The sequence below is a fragment of the Rhodococcus sp. C26F genome, assembly GCF_053345925.1.
Map to the genome: position 1 here is coordinate 70900 of NZ_JBKFBA010000011.1, position 16394 is coordinate 87293.

Below are 16394 nucleotides of genomic sequence, written 5' to 3' on the forward strand. Positions count from 1 at the left end.
CGCTCGCAGGATCGGTTGTCGCTCGCAGGATCAGTAATCGTCCTCGCCGTAGAGGACGAGGCCGCGGAGGTTCTTGCCGGCGTGCATGTCGGCGTAGCCCTCGTTGATGTCCTCGAGCTTGTACGTCTTGGTGACGAGGTTGTCGAGGTCGAGCTGCCCGTTCCGGTACAGCTCGAGCAGCTTCGGGATCTGCGAGCGCGGGCCGGTGCCACCGAAGATGGCCCCCTGCAAGCGCTTCTGCAGCAGCGTCAGTTCGAACAGGCTCATCGTCACCTGCGTGTCGGTGGCGTGGCCCATGCCGACGACCACGACCTGGCCACCCTTGGCGGTGAGACCGAGTGCGGGGCCGATGATGTCGCCGGTGATCTCACCGACGGTGATGACGGTGACGTTGGCCATCTGGCCCCAGGTGATGTCGCCGATCACCGGTGCAGCCTCCTCGATCGACGCGAAGACGTGCGTCGCGCCGAACTCCTTGGCCTTCTGCCGCTTGAATTCGACCGGGTCGATCGCGACGACGAACCGCGCCCCGGCGTGTGCCGCGCCCTGGACGGAGTTGATGCCGACACCGCCGACACCGATGACGACCACGGTGTCGCCGAGCTTGGTGCCGCCGATCTCGGTGGCCGAACCCCAGCCGGTCGCGACACCGCATCCGAGCAGTGCCGCCTTCTCGAGCGGGATGTCCTTCTCGATCTTGATGACCGACGCCTCGTTGACCGTGACGTACGGCGCGAACGTGCCGAGCAGGCACATCTGCAGCACCGGGTCGCCGTTCAGCGTCGCGCGGTAGGTCTTGTCGGAGATCGCCTGGCCGGTGAGCAGGCCGGCGCCCTCGTCGCAGATGTTCTGCATGCCCTTGGCGCAGGCCCGACAGCGGCCACAGGCGGGGATGAACGCGAGGACGACGTGGTCGCCCTCCTCGAGACCCCGCACTCCCGGACCCACCTTGGTGACCACGCCCGCGCCCTCGTGACCACCGAGGACCGGGAAGGACGGAAGCGGTGTCGCCCCCGAGCGCAGATGCTCGTCGGAATGGCACAGACCCGAGGCCGCGAGGCGGATCTGCACCTCACCTGCGACGGGATCGCCGAGATCGATCTCCTCGATCTCCCACGGCTGGTTGATTCCCTTGACGACTGCTGCCTTCGTCTTCACCCGAGCCTCCTGAACCGAAAGTGTGTGACTTGCGTCACGGCATTCAAACACTTATCGGACGTTAGAGCAACGGGTTCGAACCTCTTCCGGAGCGCGCAGTTACCCGCTACATTGAGTAACAGACAACTTCTCGTGAAGGGCTCCAGCCATGATTCACGTCCGCCACAGCGCCGTCGCAGACATCCCTGTCGACCTCGCGTTCTCCTACGTCGACGACTACCGGAACGTCCCCGACTGGATGTTCGGGGTGGCCCGCTTCCAACCCGTGGGCGAGCAGGTCTCCGGCCTCGGTGCCATCTACGACTCGACCATGCGGATCGGCCCCAAGGATCTCGACTCGCGCGTGGAAGTCGTCGAATGGGAACGCAATCGCGTGATCGTCCTCGACTCGATCGCCGGATTCCGCGCCGCGTCGTCGTGGACCTTCACGGACCTCGGCGACGCGACGCGGCTCGACGTCGACTTCGGCTACCGGCTGCCCGGCGGGATCGCCGGCCGCACACTCGGCATGCTCATCGAACCGATTGTGGGAACGGCGATCCGGCAGACCGAACACGCGTTGTGCACGCGGCTCGGTCAGCTCGTCTAGGACCGCAATCAGAAGTTGCCGCGCGCGGCCTGCTCCCGCTCGATCGCCTCGAACAGCGCCTTGAAGTTGCCTTTGCCGAAGCCGAGCGAGCCGTGGCGCTCGATCAGCTCGAAGAAGACGGTCGGACGGTCACCGACGGGCTTGGTGAAGATCTGCAGCAGGTAGCCGTCCTCGTCGCGGTCGACCAGGATGCCCCGCTTCTTCAGCTCCTCGATCGGCACCCGGACCTCACCGATGCGGGCGCGCAGCTCCGGATCGTCGTAGTACGCATCGGGAGTCGCGAGGAACTCGACGCCCTCCTCGCGCAACTGGTCGACCGCCGTGAGGATGTCGTTGGTGGCCAGCGCGAGGTGCTGTGCACCCGGTCCGCGGTAGAAGTCGAGGTACTCGTCGATCTGCGAACGCTTCTTCGCGATGGCGGGCTCGTTGAGCGGGAACTTCACGCGGTGGTTGCCGTTGCACACCACCTTGCTCATGAGCGCCGAGTAGTCGGTGGCGATGTCGTCGCCGATGAACTCCGCCATGTTCGTGAAACCCATGACGCGGTTGTAGAAGTCGACCCACTCGTCCATGCGCCCGAGTTCGACGTTGCCGACGACGTGGTCGAGCGCCTGGAAGATGCGCTTGGGCGCACCCTCACGCTTGCGGTAGGTCGAGGTGCGCTCGATGTAGCCGGGCAGGTACGGGCCGTTGTAGCGCGACCGGTCGACGAGCGTGTGCCGCGTGTCGCCGTAGGTCGCGATGGCGCCGATGCGGACGGTGCCGTTCTCGTCGCTGATCTCGTAGGGTTCCTCGAGGACGGTCGCCCCCTGCTTGCGGGCGTGCTCGATGCACTTGTCGACGTCCGGAACCTGGAGCGCGATGTCGACGACGCCGTCACCGTGGAGGCGGTGGTGCTCGATCAGCGGGCTGTCCGGATCCACCGCACCCTTGATCACGAATCGCACGGCGCCGCTGCGCAGTACGTAGGCGTGATGGTCGCGGTTGCCGGTGGTGGGTCCGGAATAGGCGATGAGTTCCATGCCGTAGGCGGACTGGTAGTAGTGCGCCGTCTGCGTGGCGTTTCCGACCACCCACACCACGGCGTCCCAGCCGCTGACGGGGAAGGGGTCCCGTTCGCTGTCGTACTCCACGAGACCGACCAGGCGCCGGAGCTCCTCGGCGTCGAGCTGAGCGAGTCGTTCGCTGTCGGTCAGGGTGTATTCCAGAGTCATCGCTGCAACCTCCTGCCGCTCACTGCGGCACAGTCGTTGTGTCGTGTGTCACCAGGAGAAACCCACCCGTCGGTGCGACGCAACGTCGCCTTCGGCAACTGGTCCGACTGACTGGAATCTGCCGGAATCCGCGCGTTCACCTATACAATCGGGCTAGTTTTCGGCGCTCGATGGGAAGGAACCGCGATGCGCGAGCCCGTGCAGCTGGACGAATTGGATTTCGCTCTCCTCGAGGCCCTGCACGCCGACCCGAAGATCGGCGCGCTCGAACTGTCCCGTCGACTGAAGGTCGCGCGTGCCACCGTCTCGGCCCGACTGCGACGCCTCGAGGACACCGGGGTGATCGCCGGCTACGAACCCCGGATCAACCTCGCCGCAGCAGGTTTCGATGTACAGGCGTTCGTGACGATGGAGATCGTGCAGGGCGCGCTCGAAGACGTCACCGAGGTCCTCGAACGCATCCCCGGCGTCCTCGAGGCGTTCGCCACCACCGGCGCGGGTGACGTCCTGTGCCGGATCGGGGCCGAATCGCATCTCGGTCTCCAACAGACCCTCATCGAGCTGAACCGCTCCTCGATCGTCGCGCGGTCGACGAGCGTGATGGTGCTGTCGGAAGTGGTGCACTACCGGGCGATGCCGCTGCTCCGCACCCTCGAGCCGGAACGATCCGCGAAGGCACCGGCCTACCGCCGCTGAACCGATCACGTCCACAATCCGTCTCCGACTAGCCGGATTGCACAGAAAAAAGCGCTTCGGGCATCCGGACCCTCCGCACGCTGCACAGTTCGACGAAGCACAGTTGCGCGGCATTTGTTACTGCCGTCACAGTCTTTCGCCATGAAGAACCTGCTGACGCGATTCGAAGAAAAAGCCCCCGAGATCGTCTTCGAGTGGCACGACACCGAGACCACCGCCCGGGGCTGGGTCGTCATCAACTCGCTGCGGGGCGGCGCGGCCGGCGGCGGCACCCGCATGCGCCGCGGCCTCGACCGGCGCGAGGTCGAGTCGCTGGCGAAGACCATGGAGATCAAGTTCACCGTCTCCGGACCTGCAATCGGCGGTGCCAAGTCCGGCATCGATTTCGATCCGTCCGACCCCCGCAAGGAAGGCGTGCTGCGCCGCTGGTTCGCGGGCGTCACTCCCCTGCTGCGCGCCTACTACGGCACCGGCGGCGACCTCAACGTCGACGAGATGAACGAGGTCGTTCCCCTCACCGAGTCCAACGGCCTGTGGCACCCGCAGGAAGGTGTCGTCAACGGACACTTCGGCAAGGACGAGCGCCAGCGCATCCAGCGGGTGGGCCAGCTGCGACTCGGCGTCGCGAAGGTCGTCGAGGACGCGCGGTTCACCCCTGCCACCAGCACGAAATACACTGTCGCCGATCTGATCACCGGTTACGGCGTCGCCGAGTCGGTCCGTCACCACCAGCTCGTCTATCGGGGCACCGACCTCGCCGGCAAGCGCGTCGTGGTGCAGGGCTGGGGCAATGTCGGCGCTGCCGCTGCCTACTATCTCGCCCAGGCCGGCGCCTCGATCGTGGGCATCATCGACCGCGACGGCGGCATCCTCGCACCCGAGGGTCTCTCCTTCGACGAGGTCCGCACCCTGCTGCTCGAGCGCGACGGCAACGCCCTGCGCAGCGACCGCATGATCCCCTTCGACGAGGTGAACGCCCGCATCTGGGATCTCGGAGCCGAGATCTTCCTGCCCTGCGCCGCGAGCCGCCTCGTCACCCGCGAGCAGGTCGACCGCATGGTCGCCGCAGGACTCGAGTCGATCGCCTCCGGCGCCAACGTCCCGTTCGCCGACGACGAGATCTTCTACGGCCCCACCTACGAGCACGCCGACAAGTCCGTCGCCGTGATCCCCGACTTCATCGCCAACTGCGGTATGGCCCGGGCCTTCGCCCAGCTCATGGAGGGCGACGTGGAGGTCTCTGACGCCGCCATCTTCGGCGATGTGTCCACCACCATCGAGACGGCACTGCGCCGCTGCCACGACCGGTCGACCGAGCTCACCGGGCTCGCCGCGACCGCCTTCGAGATCGCACTGGACCAGCTGGTCCCGGCCGGGGAGCGCATCGATGACTGACACCCTGGCGACGACGACCGGCGCCCAGGGCACCGCCGCGACGACGACCGGCGCCCAGAGCACCGCCGGGACGACGACCGGCGCCCAGAACACCGCCGGCCTGCATCGCGCCATGCGGCCCCGCCAGCTCGTCATGATGAGCCTCGGTGGCGCCATCGGGGCCGGCCTGTTCGTCGGGTCGGGGGCGGGTATCGCCGTCGCCGGCCCGGCGATCCTGATCTCGTTCCTGGTGGCGGCCGTTCTCGTCGTGTTCGTGATGCGCATGATGGGCGAGATGGCCGCGGCCAACCCCGCCAGCGGTGCGTTCTCCGAGCACACCGAGAACGCGCTGGGCCCTGTCGCGGGACGGACCATCGGGTGGTTGTACTGGGTGCAGGTCATCATCGTGATCGCCGCGGAGGCCACCGGCGCCGCCGCGATCACCGCGGTGGCGCTGCCCGGCATCCCCCAGTGGGCGTCCGCGCTGTTCTACATGGTCGTGCTGACGGGCGTGAACCTCGTCGGCGTGCGCCGCTTCGGTGAGGTCGAATTCTGGTTCGCCGCAATCAAGATCGCTGCCATCCTCGGCTTCCTGGTGATCGGTGTCGCGATGATCGCCGGGTGGATGCCCACCTTCGAGACGACCGGTTTCTCCAACCTCACCGCGCACGGCGGGTTCGCTCCCACCGGCATCGCGGGTATCGCCGCCGGCCTGCTCATCGTGGTCTTCGCTTTCGGTGGCACCGAGATCATCGCGATCGCCGCCGCGGAGACCGCCGATCCCCGGCGCAACGTGGGCCGCGCGGTGCGCACCCTGGTGTGGCGCATCCTCGTGTTCTACATCGGGTCGGTGCTCGTGATGGTGACGATCCTGCCGTGGACCTCCGAGGATCTCGCGACCGGTCCGTTCGTCGCCGTGCTGCAGGCCGGGGCCGTCCCGGGCGCCGCCGCGGTGATGACCGTGATCGTCGTGGTCGCGCTGCTCTCGTCGCTCAACGCGATGCTGTTCAGCGCTTCCCGGATGATCTTCTCGCTGTCGCACCGCGGATCGGCGCACCCCGTCTTCGGGCGGCTGTCGTCCAACGGCGTTCCCCGCAATGCGGTGCTCGCCTCGGTGGCGTTCGGCTTCGTCACGGTCGGACTGAACTATCTCTACCCCGACCGGGTGCTGCCGCTGCTGCTCAACGCCGTCGGCTCCACGATCCTGGTGCTGTGGACGTTCGTCGCGGTCTCGCACCTCGTGCTCCGTCGTCGCGCACGCCGCAACGGCACCGAGGATGCACTGCCGCTGAAGATGTGGGGCTTCCCGTACCTGTCGTACGCGACGCTCGGTCTGCTCGCCGGCATCGCGGTGCTCGCCCTGTTCGACACCGCTGCCCGCACGCAGCTGCTCGCGACCGGCGCGTTGACCGCAGCGATCGCCGGTACCTGCACGGTGCTGGCACGGCGACGCGCTACGGCCGGGACGGCTCGGGTCGAGACGGTTCAGGAGCGCCAACCGTAGGGACGCGTGATTATCTCCATGAAGTGATCGGCGGGGTCGAGGAAGTAGGTTCCTCGACCCCCGTCGTTTCTGTTGATGCCGTGCGCCGACTGTCGGGGATCGGCCCAGTGTTCGATCTTCTGCTCGAGGATCCGGGCGTAGATCTCGTCGAACTCCTCCTCCGACACCAGGAATGCGTAGTGCTGCGGCGGATACTCCACATCCGGTGGCGGTTCGGCGAAATCGAGGGTGACGCCGTTGGCGAGTTCGACGGCGAGGAAGTGCCCGGCGGGCACCGGATCGGGCAGCCCGAACAGGGTGGTGAGGAAGTAGGCCGAATGCTGCTTGTCGTCGGCCGCGACGATGGTGTGGTTGAACGCAATACTCAAGGAGAACTCCTTGTGGTCCCGCGCCTCCATGCCTGACGCAGTCCGTCATCGACACGCGACGCTGCGTCCAGAGATACCTTCCGTGCCGGAGGGATGCAAGCGATGAGTTCTCCGCGCTTCCCGGGTCTGTACTCGGCGACAACCTTCGAAAGGGGACGACGATGAAGCTCACGGTGACGACCTTCGTATCGGCCGACGGTGTGGCCCAGGGACCGGGTGGCCCCGACGAGGACCGCAGCGACGGCTTCGACCGCGGCGGTTGGGTGGTGCCGCTGTTCGACGAGGACACCGGCAAGTTCATCGACGAGGTGTTCTCGAAGGTCGACGCATTCCTGCTGGGCCGGAACACCTACGACGTCTTCGCTGCGTCGTGGCCGAACTCGACCGATCCCGACGATCCGGTCGCCCGTGCACTCAACACCCTCCCGAAGTACGTCGCCTCCACGACGCTCACCGCCCCCGAGTGGCAGAACACGACGGTCCTCGAGGGCGACGTGCCCACCGCGGTCGCGGAACTGAAGAAGCAGCCGGGACGGGAACTGCAGGTGCACGGCAGCATCCGTCTGGTCCACACCCTCTTCGAACACGATCTCGTCGACGAGTACCGCCTCATCACGTTCCCGGTCGTCCTCGGTCAGGGGCGGCGGCTGTTCCCCGTCGGGGGTCGCGACACGAAGTTCGATCTCGTCGAATCGCGCACCACCTCGACCGGTGTCGTCATCACCGTGTATCGGCCTGCCGGACGACCCGAGTACGGACTCGCCGAAGTCGAGTGACCCGAAGTACGAGCCGATCTGTATCGAGAGCTGCTCCGGCTCGCCTGCCGCATCATCTGTTCGAGACGGCTACGGACCTCGTTCCGGAACGGTCGGCCGGGGCCCGCTCTTGGGGGCCGGTCAAGATAGCATCGGGGCGGGAACTAGGTCAGGACTGGAGATGCCCCGCAACAGACGTCCGCAGGATCGGGAAGAGAAACGCGCAGAGATCGTGGTGGCCGCCCGGCGGTTGTTCGTCGAGGAAGGATACGACGCGGCATCGATGACGCGGATCGCCCGTGACGCCGGAGTCGTGTCGAACACGCTGTACTGGTACTTCCAGGACAAGGACTCGATATTGATCGCGGTCCTGGATGCGGTTCTGGCCGACTCGATGGCCTCCTACAGCAAGATGCTGGGCTCGGGGCTGGCCGATCGACTCTTGTGGTTGGTCGAAGAATTGGAACAGCTGGGTCGGTTGGTGAGCACGGTGCACACACGCGCCGAGAAGTCCGCGTCCGTTCAGCAATGGCACCAGCAGTTCCACACGCTGGCCGAAGGGTTGTTCCGGGCAGAGCTGATCGCGCTCGGTGTGCCCGCAGACGAAGTCGATCCGCTGGTCTCGATCGGCGTTTTCGTGGTCGAGGGCTTGCTGATGCACCCGACGGATCAGGCTCAGCGGCGCGCGGTGATCGAGACGTTGCTCAACAGCGCTCGCAGTCGTGCCGCAGCCACCGGCTGAGCACCCGGTCTTCGTCCGCGAACTCGGAGCGACCTACTGTGTGGTGTGGTCGAATTGCCTTTCCAGGAAGGAGAGTTGGTCACACACGGCGCGTTCGAAGTGTTCACCGACGTAGATGTCGAAGTGGTCGCACACGTAGCTCTGAACCTGCACGTGTGCCAGGCCCTGTGCGTGACGCTTCGTGGTCTTCGCGGGCGCGGCCGCGTCGTTGTCGCAGACACACAGCAACGTCGGAGTGCTGAAACGAGCCAGCGCGCGACCAGGTCGATCGAGCGGAAGACTCAGCGCCAGCCGGGCAGCGAGGGCGTTGGCAGCCTCGAATTCGCCGTTCGGACCGCGCAGTACACCCCAGATGCTGTCGCGGCCGACCCCGGTCTCGGGTTCTTCCCTACCGTCGATCTCCGTCGGCTCGATGTTCTTCGACAGCTGAGCCCGCACCGACGGAAGCCGTTTCAACACCGTGCTGGTGCGCCGCGAGAGACGGGTCCCCGCGGGCAGGAGTGCGGAAGCGCCGGCGAGGGCGTCGGGTGAGGCCACGAACGCGGGCATCCAGGACGTCCCCGCCATCGGCAACAGGATCGGCTTCGCACCGAACCACGACCCGACCGTGTCGAGGATGCCCGCCACTGTCAGTGCCACCACGCTCAGCGGGCCGGTCCGTATCCGCGCGCGCAACGACGCCGGACCGTCGGTGAAGGGACACTGCGCCACGACCGCCGCGATACGGGTGTCCTCGGAGGCGACCTGAAGGACATGCCCTCCACCGAATGAGCTGCCCCACAAGGCAATCCGGTTGACATCGACCTCCGGGAGTGTGCGCACGAAGGCCAGGGCGGCGCGCCAATCGGCGCGTTGCCGGCCGATGTCGAGGATCTGGCGCGGCGCTCCGCCGCTGGCCCCGAGGTGACGGTAGTCGAACACCAGCACCGACCACCCCGCGGCGGCGAACCGTTCCGCGTAGGCATCCAGGCGCATCTCCCGCACCGCTCCGAGCCCGTGCCCCATGATCACCATCGGGCGCGGACCGTTCAGGTCGGGTGCGGTGTACAGCCATGCCGCGCACTCGTCCTGGCCGGAGACGAACGAGACCTCGCGCCGCTGCACCGCTACGGCCTCGCGCCGCTCGGCAGACCCACCGATTTCCATGACTTGCGCCCTCCCCGCTTCTCCACCACATTTCTTGGACGCCATTCAAGAAGGCGTCACGACTACGGTAAGGGCGTCTTGGATACCAGTCAAGAAGACGACAGGGGTACGAGTCCGCAGTTAGGCGCCCTGACCGCGCTCGCGTTGCGTGGCCTCGTACCCCGTGGTCAGCCAGTACACCGCGCGATCGATCGTCGGCATGATCTCGGCGAGTTCGATCCGCCCTTCGAGGCAGCGGCCGACGAGTCCGAATACGACGCTCGACAGGATCGACATCGACTCCTCGACGAAGACTGGGTCGGCATCCTCCAGAACGGCCATGCCGACGGGAATCACCTCGTCGAAGCCTCGCATGTGCAGCCCTTCCCAACCGGGTGCCGTTCGCACTCTGAAGTAGGCGAGGAGCATCGCGGGGTTCTTCTCCCACGGTTCGAAGATGGCGCGGATGACGCGCATCATCGCCGGATGCAGGCGCTCACCCGGCGCGCGCGGCTGCTCGACGAGGCCGGCATGGTTCTCCTTCATCCAGTGCTCGATGGCGGCGAGGATCAGTTCCTCGCGTGTCGCGAACCGTTTGTAGACGGTGGACAGCGACATGCGCGTCCGGCGCGCGACCTCGCGCAGCTGGACGGCGTCGTAGCCGCCTTCCTCCAGGAGTTCGATCACGGTCTCGAGCAGGCGTGATCGCGCCTCGTCCGCTTCGTTCGGGATAGCGGTACCACTCATTCCGAAAACATCCTTGCCGTCAAGCGGTAACCACGTTATCGTGACCCAGGTAACGCGGTTACACCCTACCCCGGTAGCGGCCACCCAGCCCGGCCGCACCGCCACCGTTCGAGCCCACATCCCCCTCCTGGAGCGCCGATGACGGGATCACCGAAGCGCCTGTACATCGATCGAGACCTGTGCGAAGCGCACGCGTTGTGCCTCGAGATCGCACCCGAGATCTTCGATCTTCCCGACGACGACATCGCGACCTGCGACGAGAACCCTCCGGAAAGCCTCTGGCCCAAGGCCTATTCCGCCGCCAGCGCCTGCCCTCGGCAGGCCATCGGCATCGTCGAGAACCTCCCTTCTTCCCCGAAAGGTCCGTGATCCGATGACCGATCTCGCATCCTCCGACTACTTCACCGACGGAGAGATCGCACAGAGTCCGTTCGAGTACTTCGACCACATGCGCAGTCGCAACCCGGTGTACCGGGAACCTCACTACGGCGTCGTGGTGGTCACCGGCTACCAGGAGGTGGTCGAAGGATTCAAGAACAGCGAGGCACTGTCGGCGGTCAACTCGATCGGAGGTCCGTTCCCGCCGTTGCCCTTCGAACCCGAAGGCGACGACATCACCGAACAGATCGAGGCCCACCGTCACCAGTTCCCGATCTTCGAGCACATGGTGACGATGGACCCACCCGACCACACGCGTGCCCGGTCGCTGCTCGGACGACTCCTCACCCCGAAACGACTGAAAGAGAACGAGGAGTACCTCTGGGGACTGGCCGACGACGTCATCGACGAGTTTATCGGCGAGGGCCGATGCGAGTTCCTCGGTGATTACGCAAAACCCTTCGCCACCATGGCGATCACCGACCTGCTCGGTGTGCCGGAAGAGGATCGCGAGGAGTTCCGGTGGGTGCTCGGCGCAGGTGAACGGCCCGGCACGCGGGTCGGCGCACTCGATCACGAACCCGTCGGGATCAACCCCCTCGAATTCCTCGACGGACGTTTCGAGAAGTATCTCGCCGACCGTCGTCGCGAACCCCGCAACGACATCCTCAGCGGTCTGGCCGCAGCGACCTATCCGGACGGCTCGATACCGGAATTGCTCGAGGTCGTCCGACCTGCGACGTTCCTGTTCGCAGCCGGCCAGGAGACGGTGACGAAACTCCTCAGTTCGTCGCTGCGGGTGCTCTGCGAACGCCCCGAGTACCAGAAGATCCTGCGCGAGGACCGCAGTCTCATCAAACCGTTCATGGAGGAATCACTGCGCTTCGACAGTCCCACGAAGGTGGACTTCCGACTCGCTCGCAAGACCACGACCATCGGCAACGTCGAGGTGCCGGCTGGGACGATCGTGATGCTGAGTCTCGCCGCCGCGAACCGTGATCCGCGTAAGTTCGAGGACCCGAACGAGTTCCGGCTCGATCGGAAGAACTCGCACGATCACATCGCATTCGGCCGCGGCCTGCACACCTGCGCCGGCGCCCCGCTCGCGCGCATCGAAGGGCACGTCACCCTCAACCGTCTGCTCGATCGGATGGAGGACATCCGTCTCAGCGAGCAGGCACACGGCCCGGAGGACGACCGTGTGTTCGCCTACGAACCCACCTTCCTCCTTCGTGGGCTCGTCGATCTGCACATCGAGTTCACCCACAGCACGCAGTAACCCGACAATCCCATGGCTCTGCATCGCCCGAACGGACGGTGCACGAAGTGAGAGGTGTTCAATGGCAGGAAGAGTCGAAGGCAAGGTCGCGTTCATCACCGGAGCCGCACGCGGACAGGGCCGCAGTCACGCGATCCGGTTGGCACAGGAGGGTGCCGACATCATCGCACTCGACATCTGCGGCCCGATCCGGGAGAACGCGCAGATCGAACCGTCCACCCCGGAAGACATGGCCGAAACGGTCGAAGCCGTCAAGAGTCTCAACCGACGGATCGTCACGGCCGAGGCCGACGTCCGCGACTTCGACGCGGTGAAGGCCGCCGTCGACAACGGCGTCGAACAACTGGGCCGTCTCGACATCATCGTCGCCAACGCCGGAATCGGCACGGGTGGCGCGATGCTGCACGAGACCGACGAGTTCGATTGGCAGGAGATGCTCGACATCAACCTGTCCGGCGTGTGGAAGTCGATCAAAGCCGGAGTGCCGCACATCATTGCGGGTGGGAATGGTGGATCGATCGTCCTGACCAGTTCGGTCGGCGGATTGAAGGCTTACCCCACCATGGGCCCATATATTTCCGCGAAGCACGGGATGGTCGGCATGATGCGCACCTTCGCCGTCGAACTGGGGCAGCACTCCATCCGGGTCAACACCGTGCACCCCACCAACGTGAACACACCGATGTTCATGAACGAGGGCGCCATGAAGATGTTCCGTCCCGACCTCGAGAACCCGGGACCGGAGGACATGAAGGCGGCCACGCAGTTCATGCACGTCCTGCCGGTGGGATGGGTGGAACCGGAAGACATCAGTAATGCCGTTCTGTTCCTGGCGTCCGACGAGTCCCGTTACGTCACCGGTCTCACGCTCACTGTTGACGCCGGTAGTACGCTCAAGTGATCGGGCAAGTGGCCGAGTGGGTTCTGTCGGGGAATCCGCTCGGCCACTCCGTTATTCCTCGTCGGGTACGAAGATGTCCTCGATGCGACGCCCGAACAGGCGCGCGATGCGGAACGCCAACGGAAGGGACGGGTCGAATCGTCCCTTCTCGATCGAGATGATCGTCTGTCGCGAGACGCCGAGTTCGTCGGCGAGCCTCTGCTGCGACCATCCGTTCTCCGCGCGCAGGGCCGCGAGCGAGTTCCGCACCCTCAGCCCTTCCGGCGCTGCACGCCGTAGCGCACACCGAACGACGCGAACGCCACGAGAATGACCGCCATCAGCGCGTGCAGGCCCTCGACCTCGATCGGAGCGAACGCCAGAGCGGTGCACCCCAGGCCCGTGACGAGAAGGATGTCGGTGAAAGCGCCCGAGGCGGCTTTCTCATACCAGGACGCCTCGACCGAATCCTCGGGGCGATCCGTGGCGCCTTCGAGGGTCGACCGATCCACGAGGAGCACCCACGACAAGGCCGACAGCGAGGGTGCGGTCGCCAGCGCGACCGCCACGCCGGCGGCCACGGGATAGTCGGGCACCAGCCCCAGAGCGGCTACCACCGCTGCCAGAACGGCTGTGGCCAGGATTCCGAGGGCGATCGCCGGCGGTACTGCGCTGATCCACCGCGACCCCACCCGCACCTTGCCCCACTTGCACCGCTCCACCGCCGATCCGGCACCCCCGCTGTCCATCACCGCTCCCTTCGCCGTAAAGCACGCTTTACATGTAAAGGTAACTTAACAGCGCTCTCGGCATAGCGGAAACAAGGGGTTCCGTTCGGCCGGGCAGGTGTCATGATGGATCGAGCAGATCGACACGCCACGAGGCGAAGGGACTGCCATGGGCCTCTACAACGATCACGTCGTACCGCGACTGGTGAACATCGCCTGTGCGCCGTCGTTCACCGAAGCGAACCGCAAACGAGTGTGCGCCGGCTTGAGCGGCCGCGTCGTCGAGATCGGGTTCGGATCCGGACTCAACGTTCCCTACTACCCCACCACCGTCGAATCGGTCAGTGCCGTCGAACCCGCCGACCTCGGATGGAAGCTCGCACGTTCGCGCATCGACGACTCTCCCGTGCGCATCGAACGATCGGGTCTGGACGGTCAGTCACTCCCGTTCGAGGACAACACCTTCGACAGCGCGCTGTCGACGTGGACGCTGTGCACCATCCCCGATGCCGACGCGGCTCTGCGCGAGGTACGTCGTGTCCTCGCACCGGGTGGCACCCTGCACTTCGTCGAACACGGACTCGCCCCGGACGAGAACGTCCGGCGGTGGCAGCACCGGCTCGAACCGATTCAGAAGCGCGTCGCGGGTGGCTGCCATCTGACACGACAAATCGCCGACCTCGTCCGCGGGGCGGGGTTCGAGATCCGCGAACTCGACACCTTCTACGAGGAGAAGACGCCGAAGTTCTTCGGCGCGCTGTCGCTGGGGGTGGCGGCACCGGCCGCGTGAAGGCTGATAACTGCACAGCAACGTTTGCACACCTCCGCGGACAGATGCGCGGTGTCGACATCGAGCATGTGTCCGCTATCTCCGCAAAGATTGCATACATGCCCTCGGACACCCTGCCACTCGCCACGCGCACGTTGCTGAAGCAACTCGACCTGGTCTGGCTCTTCGCGGAACAACACGTGCTGTCGCGGATCGACGAAGCTGCCGTGCACTGGGAGCCGTCGTCGAACTGCGTGGGCGTTCGACGGGTCGACGGTCGCCTCGTCGCCGACTGGCCGGACGAGACGGCCGAGGCCCTTCCCGAGCCTACGATCGCGTGGCTGCTCTGGCACATCGAGTGGTGGTGGACGAACACCGTGGCGGTCTGCAGTGGGGAAACTGCGGTCGGGCCGGACGCCTACGAGTGGTCCGGCTCGACCGACCGCATCCGGACTCTTCGGACCGAATGGGCTGCCCTTCTCGAGACTGCCGACATCGAGAAGACGATCGTCGGACTCATGCCCGAACCTTCACCTCTGTGGGAAGTAGCCGGGTGGGTCAACTTCGAACTGGCGAAGAATGTTTCGGAGATCAGTCAGGTACTGACGCGGAAGACGAACACGCCGGGCTGAGAATTCCGGCGCTTACGCTGCGACGATGCCCGCGACCGGAATACGCGCGTCGACCGCCTGCCGGAAGTTGATCATCGCGCGTTCGAGGTGGTCGCGGTTCGTCACGAGCACAGCGCCCGTCGCTCGCCGTTCAAGCAGAACGTCGTTGGTGAAGCGTGCGTTCTCGACGGTGGAAGTCGACTGCGATTCCTCGGTGATGCGCTCCGGCGGAATGCCCCGCGCGACCAGCCAGTCCTTCATGGCCTGAGCTTCGGTGACGCCGTTGCGCGGCACACCACCGGTGACGACGATCGGCGACTCCGGATAGCGTTGCGCTGCACGAAGAGCCGCTTCGAGCCGTTCTTCGAGCACCGGCCGGATCTTGCCGTCATCGGTGAGTCCGGCCCCGAGCACGACGAGATGTGTACCCCGCGGATTCAGGTCGAGCATCAGCGGGAAGTGTGGTGTCAGCTTCTCGAGCTCGGTGCACGCGATGATCAGCGCGTCGATGGTTCCCTGGCACAGCGGGGTGACGGACAGTGCACCGTTCACAACGGTGTCGATTGCAGGAGTCGCCGCTGCCTGCCCCGTCGATACACCTACCGCGGCTGTGGCCGCGACTGCGGTCGCCACCACCGTGCGTCGCACAGCTCCCACGCGAGTCCCCTTCTTCCCGGATGTCGGCCGTGCCGCACTGTGCCATCTCGAGGCGCACTTGTGGGAAGTTGGGACTCGACGCGAAGAAGTCTCACCATAGGCGGCGCCGGATTCGATGACGGCTGACAATCGGTTTTACATCCGAACCACTGGTCTATCCATGAACAAGCGCGACAATCGTTGTAAGAAACGCTATTCGGATGAATCGCTACGCTTCCCATGATCCCAGGGCAGGCAAGGGCAGAACGTGTGTTCGAGTTGACGACTTCGCACACCCGTGCGACCATCCCTCCACCGACCTGAATACAGGTCGACCCCGGCAGGTGCGCCAACACCGGACCGGGGTCTGGGCACACGACAGAAGGAACCTGTCATGCACCGTAGGGTGGAGTCTATCCACACGCCTTCGAGAGGCGTATTCCAGCAACGAGCCGCGAGCGCGTTCTTCCGCGCCGGCCGACACACACCCGCTCCCCCGGGTTCACACCTGACGTTCTGACTCCCCAGCCCTCCGATCCACCGTGATCGGAGGGCTCGAGGCGTTTCACCTGCATCGTCGCGTACGAGGGCCGTTCCGGTAGCCGAGGCGCGTCGACGCAGCTCGTCGCTCGTCTCCCACAGTCCGACGTCAGCGCGCCGACGCTGCGAGCCGGGGCCGTTCCCTGTCTCGAAACCGACTGGGCACCAGTATCCCTCGTCTCCACAGCTGGTGGTGGAGCACCCGATCGTGCGGGTCGACACGAACGACCGGGTCCAGTGCGAGCCGCACGTCCTCCGCGACGTGGGGCTATCCGTGCTGGCCGAGACGGTCTATCGGGGC

The 16394-nt window shown here is 65.7% G+C and carries 19 protein-coding genes; 11 read left to right on the forward strand and 8 right to left on the reverse strand.

The window, feature by feature from the left end:
* Nucleotides 1–30 precede the first annotated feature (30 nt).
* Nucleotides 31–1158 (reverse strand): NDMA-dependent alcohol dehydrogenase, encoded by a 1128-nt coding sequence (locus ACLBYD_RS14420; RefSeq protein WP_447816977.1) that lies wholly within the window; start codon nt 1156–1158, stop codon nt 31–33.
* Nucleotides 1159–1306: 148 nt separating this feature from the next.
* On the opposite strand from ACLBYD_RS14420, the gene ACLBYD_RS14425 reads away from it, so the two are divergent.
* The gene (locus ACLBYD_RS14425; RefSeq protein WP_447816978.1) at nt 1307–1747 is read left to right on the forward strand and encodes an SRPBCC family protein; all 441 of its coding nucleotides are present in this window, start codon (nt 1307–1309) and stop codon (nt 1745–1747) included.
* An 8-nt stretch (nt 1748–1755) separates the two neighbouring features.
* Here ACLBYD_RS14425 and hppD read toward each other — a convergent pair whose 3' ends face one another.
* On the reverse strand, nt 1756–2961 hold the full coding sequence (gene hppD / locus ACLBYD_RS14430; RefSeq protein WP_006554688.1) for a 4-hydroxyphenylpyruvate dioxygenase: 1206 nt from the start codon (nt 2959–2961) through the stop codon (nt 1756–1758).
* Nucleotides 2962–3147: 186 nt separating this feature from the next.
* Between hppD and ACLBYD_RS14435 the strand changes: the two genes are divergently transcribed.
* From ACLBYD_RS14435 to ACLBYD_RS14445, 3 genes are all read left to right on the forward strand, one after another.
* Nucleotides 3148–3657, forward strand: a complete 510-nt coding sequence (locus tag ACLBYD_RS14435; RefSeq protein ID WP_016692536.1) for an Lrp/AsnC family transcriptional regulator — start codon at nt 3148–3150, stop codon at nt 3655–3657.
* A 141-nt stretch (nt 3658–3798) separates the two neighbouring features.
* Complete coding sequence (locus ACLBYD_RS14440; protein WP_447816979.1) at nt 3799–5052, forward strand: Glu/Leu/Phe/Val dehydrogenase dimerization domain-containing protein; 1254 nt, start codon at nt 3799–3801, stop codon at nt 5050–5052.
* On the forward strand, nt 5045–6535 hold the full coding sequence (locus ACLBYD_RS14445; RefSeq protein WP_447816980.1) for an amino acid permease: 1491 nt from the start codon (nt 5045–5047) through the stop codon (nt 6533–6535). Before ACLBYD_RS14440 ends, ACLBYD_RS14445 begins: the two co-directional genes overlap by 8 nt.
* Here ACLBYD_RS14445 and ACLBYD_RS14450 read toward each other — a convergent pair.
* Nucleotides 6517–6933 (reverse strand): VOC family protein, encoded by a 417-nt coding sequence (locus ACLBYD_RS14450; protein WP_447816981.1) that lies wholly within the window; start codon nt 6931–6933, stop codon nt 6517–6519. The genes ACLBYD_RS14445 and ACLBYD_RS14450 overlap by 19 nt on opposite strands.
* Nucleotides 6934–7064: 131 nt before the next feature.
* Between ACLBYD_RS14450 and ACLBYD_RS14455 the strand changes: the two genes are divergently transcribed.
* Nucleotides 7065–7679 (forward strand): dihydrofolate reductase family protein, encoded by a 615-nt coding sequence (locus ACLBYD_RS14455; RefSeq protein ID WP_447816982.1) that lies wholly within the window; start codon nt 7065–7067, stop codon nt 7677–7679.
* A 160-nt stretch (nt 7680–7839) separates the two neighbouring features.
* A complete protein-coding gene (locus ACLBYD_RS14460; RefSeq protein WP_447817047.1) occupies nt 7840–8400 on the forward strand; it encodes a TetR/AcrR family transcriptional regulator in 561 nt (186 codons plus the stop codon).
* Nucleotides 8401–8433: 33 nt separating this feature from the next.
* Here ACLBYD_RS14460 and ACLBYD_RS14465 read toward each other — a convergent pair whose 3' ends face one another.
* Nucleotides 8434–9546, reverse strand: a complete 1113-nt coding sequence (locus ACLBYD_RS14465; RefSeq protein ID WP_447816983.1) for an alpha/beta hydrolase — start codon at nt 9544–9546, stop codon at nt 8434–8436.
* 120 nt (nt 9547–9666) lie between these two features.
* Complete coding sequence (locus tag ACLBYD_RS14470; protein WP_447816984.1) at nt 9667–10272, reverse strand: TetR family transcriptional regulator; 606 nt, start codon at nt 10270–10272, stop codon at nt 9667–9669.
* A gap of 138 nt (nt 10273–10410) precedes the next feature.
* On the opposite strand from ACLBYD_RS14470, the gene ACLBYD_RS14475 reads away from it, so the two are divergent.
* From ACLBYD_RS14475 to ACLBYD_RS14485, 3 genes are all read left to right on the forward strand, one after another.
* The gene (locus tag ACLBYD_RS14475) at nt 10411–10641 is read left to right on the forward strand and encodes a ferredoxin (protein ID WP_447816985.1); all 231 of its coding nucleotides are present in this window, start codon (nt 10411–10413) and stop codon (nt 10639–10641) included.
* Between the two features lie 4 nt (nt 10642–10645).
* Nucleotides 10646–11929, forward strand: a complete 1284-nt coding sequence (locus tag ACLBYD_RS14480) for a cytochrome P450 (protein ID WP_447816986.1) — start codon at nt 10646–10648, stop codon at nt 11927–11929.
* 61 nt (nt 11930–11990) lie between these two features.
* The gene (locus tag ACLBYD_RS14485; RefSeq protein ID WP_016694157.1) at nt 11991–12830 is read left to right on the forward strand and encodes a mycofactocin-coupled SDR family oxidoreductase; all 840 of its coding nucleotides are present in this window, start codon (nt 11991–11993) and stop codon (nt 12828–12830) included.
* Nucleotides 12831–12881: 51 nt separating this feature from the next.
* On the opposite strand, the gene ACLBYD_RS14490 is transcribed toward ACLBYD_RS14485, so the two are convergent.
* Nucleotides 12882–13079 carry a helix-turn-helix transcriptional regulator gene (locus ACLBYD_RS14490; RefSeq protein WP_059382773.1) on the reverse strand — a complete coding sequence of 66 codons (198 nt, stop codon included), beginning with the start codon at nt 13077–13079 and terminating at the stop codon, nt 12882–12884.
* A gap of 2 nt (nt 13080–13081) precedes the next feature.
* Nucleotides 13082–13558, reverse strand: coding sequence for a hypothetical protein (locus ACLBYD_RS14495; RefSeq protein ID WP_447816987.1), 477 nt, complete (start codon nt 13556–13558; stop codon nt 13082–13084).
* 148 nt (nt 13559–13706) lie between these two features.
* On the opposite strand from ACLBYD_RS14495, the gene ACLBYD_RS14500 reads away from it, so the two are divergent.
* Both ACLBYD_RS14500 and ACLBYD_RS14505 read left to right on the forward strand, forming a co-directional pair.
* Nucleotides 13707–14327, forward strand: coding sequence for a class I SAM-dependent methyltransferase (locus ACLBYD_RS14500; protein ID WP_447816988.1), 621 nt, complete (start codon nt 13707–13709; stop codon nt 14325–14327).
* 98 nt (nt 14328–14425) lie between these two features.
* The gene (locus tag ACLBYD_RS14505; protein WP_447816989.1) at nt 14426–14938 is read left to right on the forward strand and encodes a DinB family protein; all 513 of its coding nucleotides are present in this window, start codon (nt 14426–14428) and stop codon (nt 14936–14938) included.
* A gap of 12 nt (nt 14939–14950) precedes the next feature.
* Here the strand turns inward: ACLBYD_RS14505 and ACLBYD_RS14510 are convergent, their stop codons facing one another.
* Nucleotides 14951–15565 (reverse strand): YdcF family protein, encoded by a 615-nt coding sequence (locus ACLBYD_RS14510; RefSeq protein ID WP_230825105.1) that lies wholly within the window; start codon nt 15563–15565, stop codon nt 14951–14953.
* Nucleotides 15566–16394 lie beyond the last annotated feature (829 nt).

Bases quoted from the DNA above. Each gene is read 5' to 3' on its own strand.
- ACLBYD_RS14425 (WP_447816978.1), top strand. From the start codon at position 1,307: ATGATTCACGTCCGCCACAGCGCCGTCGCAGACATCCCTGTCGACCTC.
- hppD (WP_006554688.1), bottom strand. From the start codon at position 2,961: ATGACTCTGGAATACACCCTGACCGACAGCGAACGACTCGCTCAGCTC.
- ACLBYD_RS14435 (WP_016692536.1), top strand. From the start codon at position 3,148: ATGCGCGAGCCCGTGCAGCTGGACGAATTGGATTTCGCTCTCCTCGAG.
- ACLBYD_RS14440 (WP_447816979.1), top strand. From the start codon at position 3,799: ATGAAGAACCTGCTGACGCGATTCGAAGAAAAAGCCCCCGAGATCGTC.
- ACLBYD_RS14445 (WP_447816980.1), top strand. From the start codon at position 5,045: ATGACTGACACCCTGGCGACGACGACCGGCGCCCAGGGCACCGCCGCG.
- ACLBYD_RS14450 (WP_447816981.1), bottom strand. From the start codon at position 6,933: ATGGAGGCGCGGGACCACAAGGAGTTCTCCTTGAGTATTGCGTTCAAC.
- ACLBYD_RS14455 (WP_447816982.1), top strand. From the start codon at position 7,065: ATGAAGCTCACGGTGACGACCTTCGTATCGGCCGACGGTGTGGCCCAG.
- ACLBYD_RS14460 (WP_447817047.1), top strand. From the start codon at position 7,840: ATGCCCCGCAACAGACGTCCGCAGGATCGGGAAGAGAAACGCGCAGAG.
- ACLBYD_RS14465 (WP_447816983.1), bottom strand. From the start codon at position 9,546: ATGGAAATCGGTGGGTCTGCCGAGCGGCGCGAGGCCGTAGCGGTGCAG.
- ACLBYD_RS14470 (WP_447816984.1), bottom strand. From the start codon at position 10,272: ATGAGTGGTACCGCTATCCCGAACGAAGCGGACGAGGCGCGATCACGC.
- ACLBYD_RS14475 (WP_447816985.1), top strand. From the start codon at position 10,411: ATGACGGGATCACCGAAGCGCCTGTACATCGATCGAGACCTGTGCGAA.
- ACLBYD_RS14480 (WP_447816986.1), top strand. From the start codon at position 10,646: ATGACCGATCTCGCATCCTCCGACTACTTCACCGACGGAGAGATCGCA.
- ACLBYD_RS14485 (WP_016694157.1), top strand. From the start codon at position 11,991: ATGGCAGGAAGAGTCGAAGGCAAGGTCGCGTTCATCACCGGAGCCGCA.
- ACLBYD_RS14495 (WP_447816987.1), bottom strand. From the start codon at position 13,558: ATGGACAGCGGGGGTGCCGGATCGGCGGTGGAGCGGTGCAAGTGGGGC.
- ACLBYD_RS14500 (WP_447816988.1), top strand. From the start codon at position 13,707: ATGGGCCTCTACAACGATCACGTCGTACCGCGACTGGTGAACATCGCC.
- ACLBYD_RS14505 (WP_447816989.1), top strand. From the start codon at position 14,426: ATGCCCTCGGACACCCTGCCACTCGCCACGCGCACGTTGCTGAAGCAA.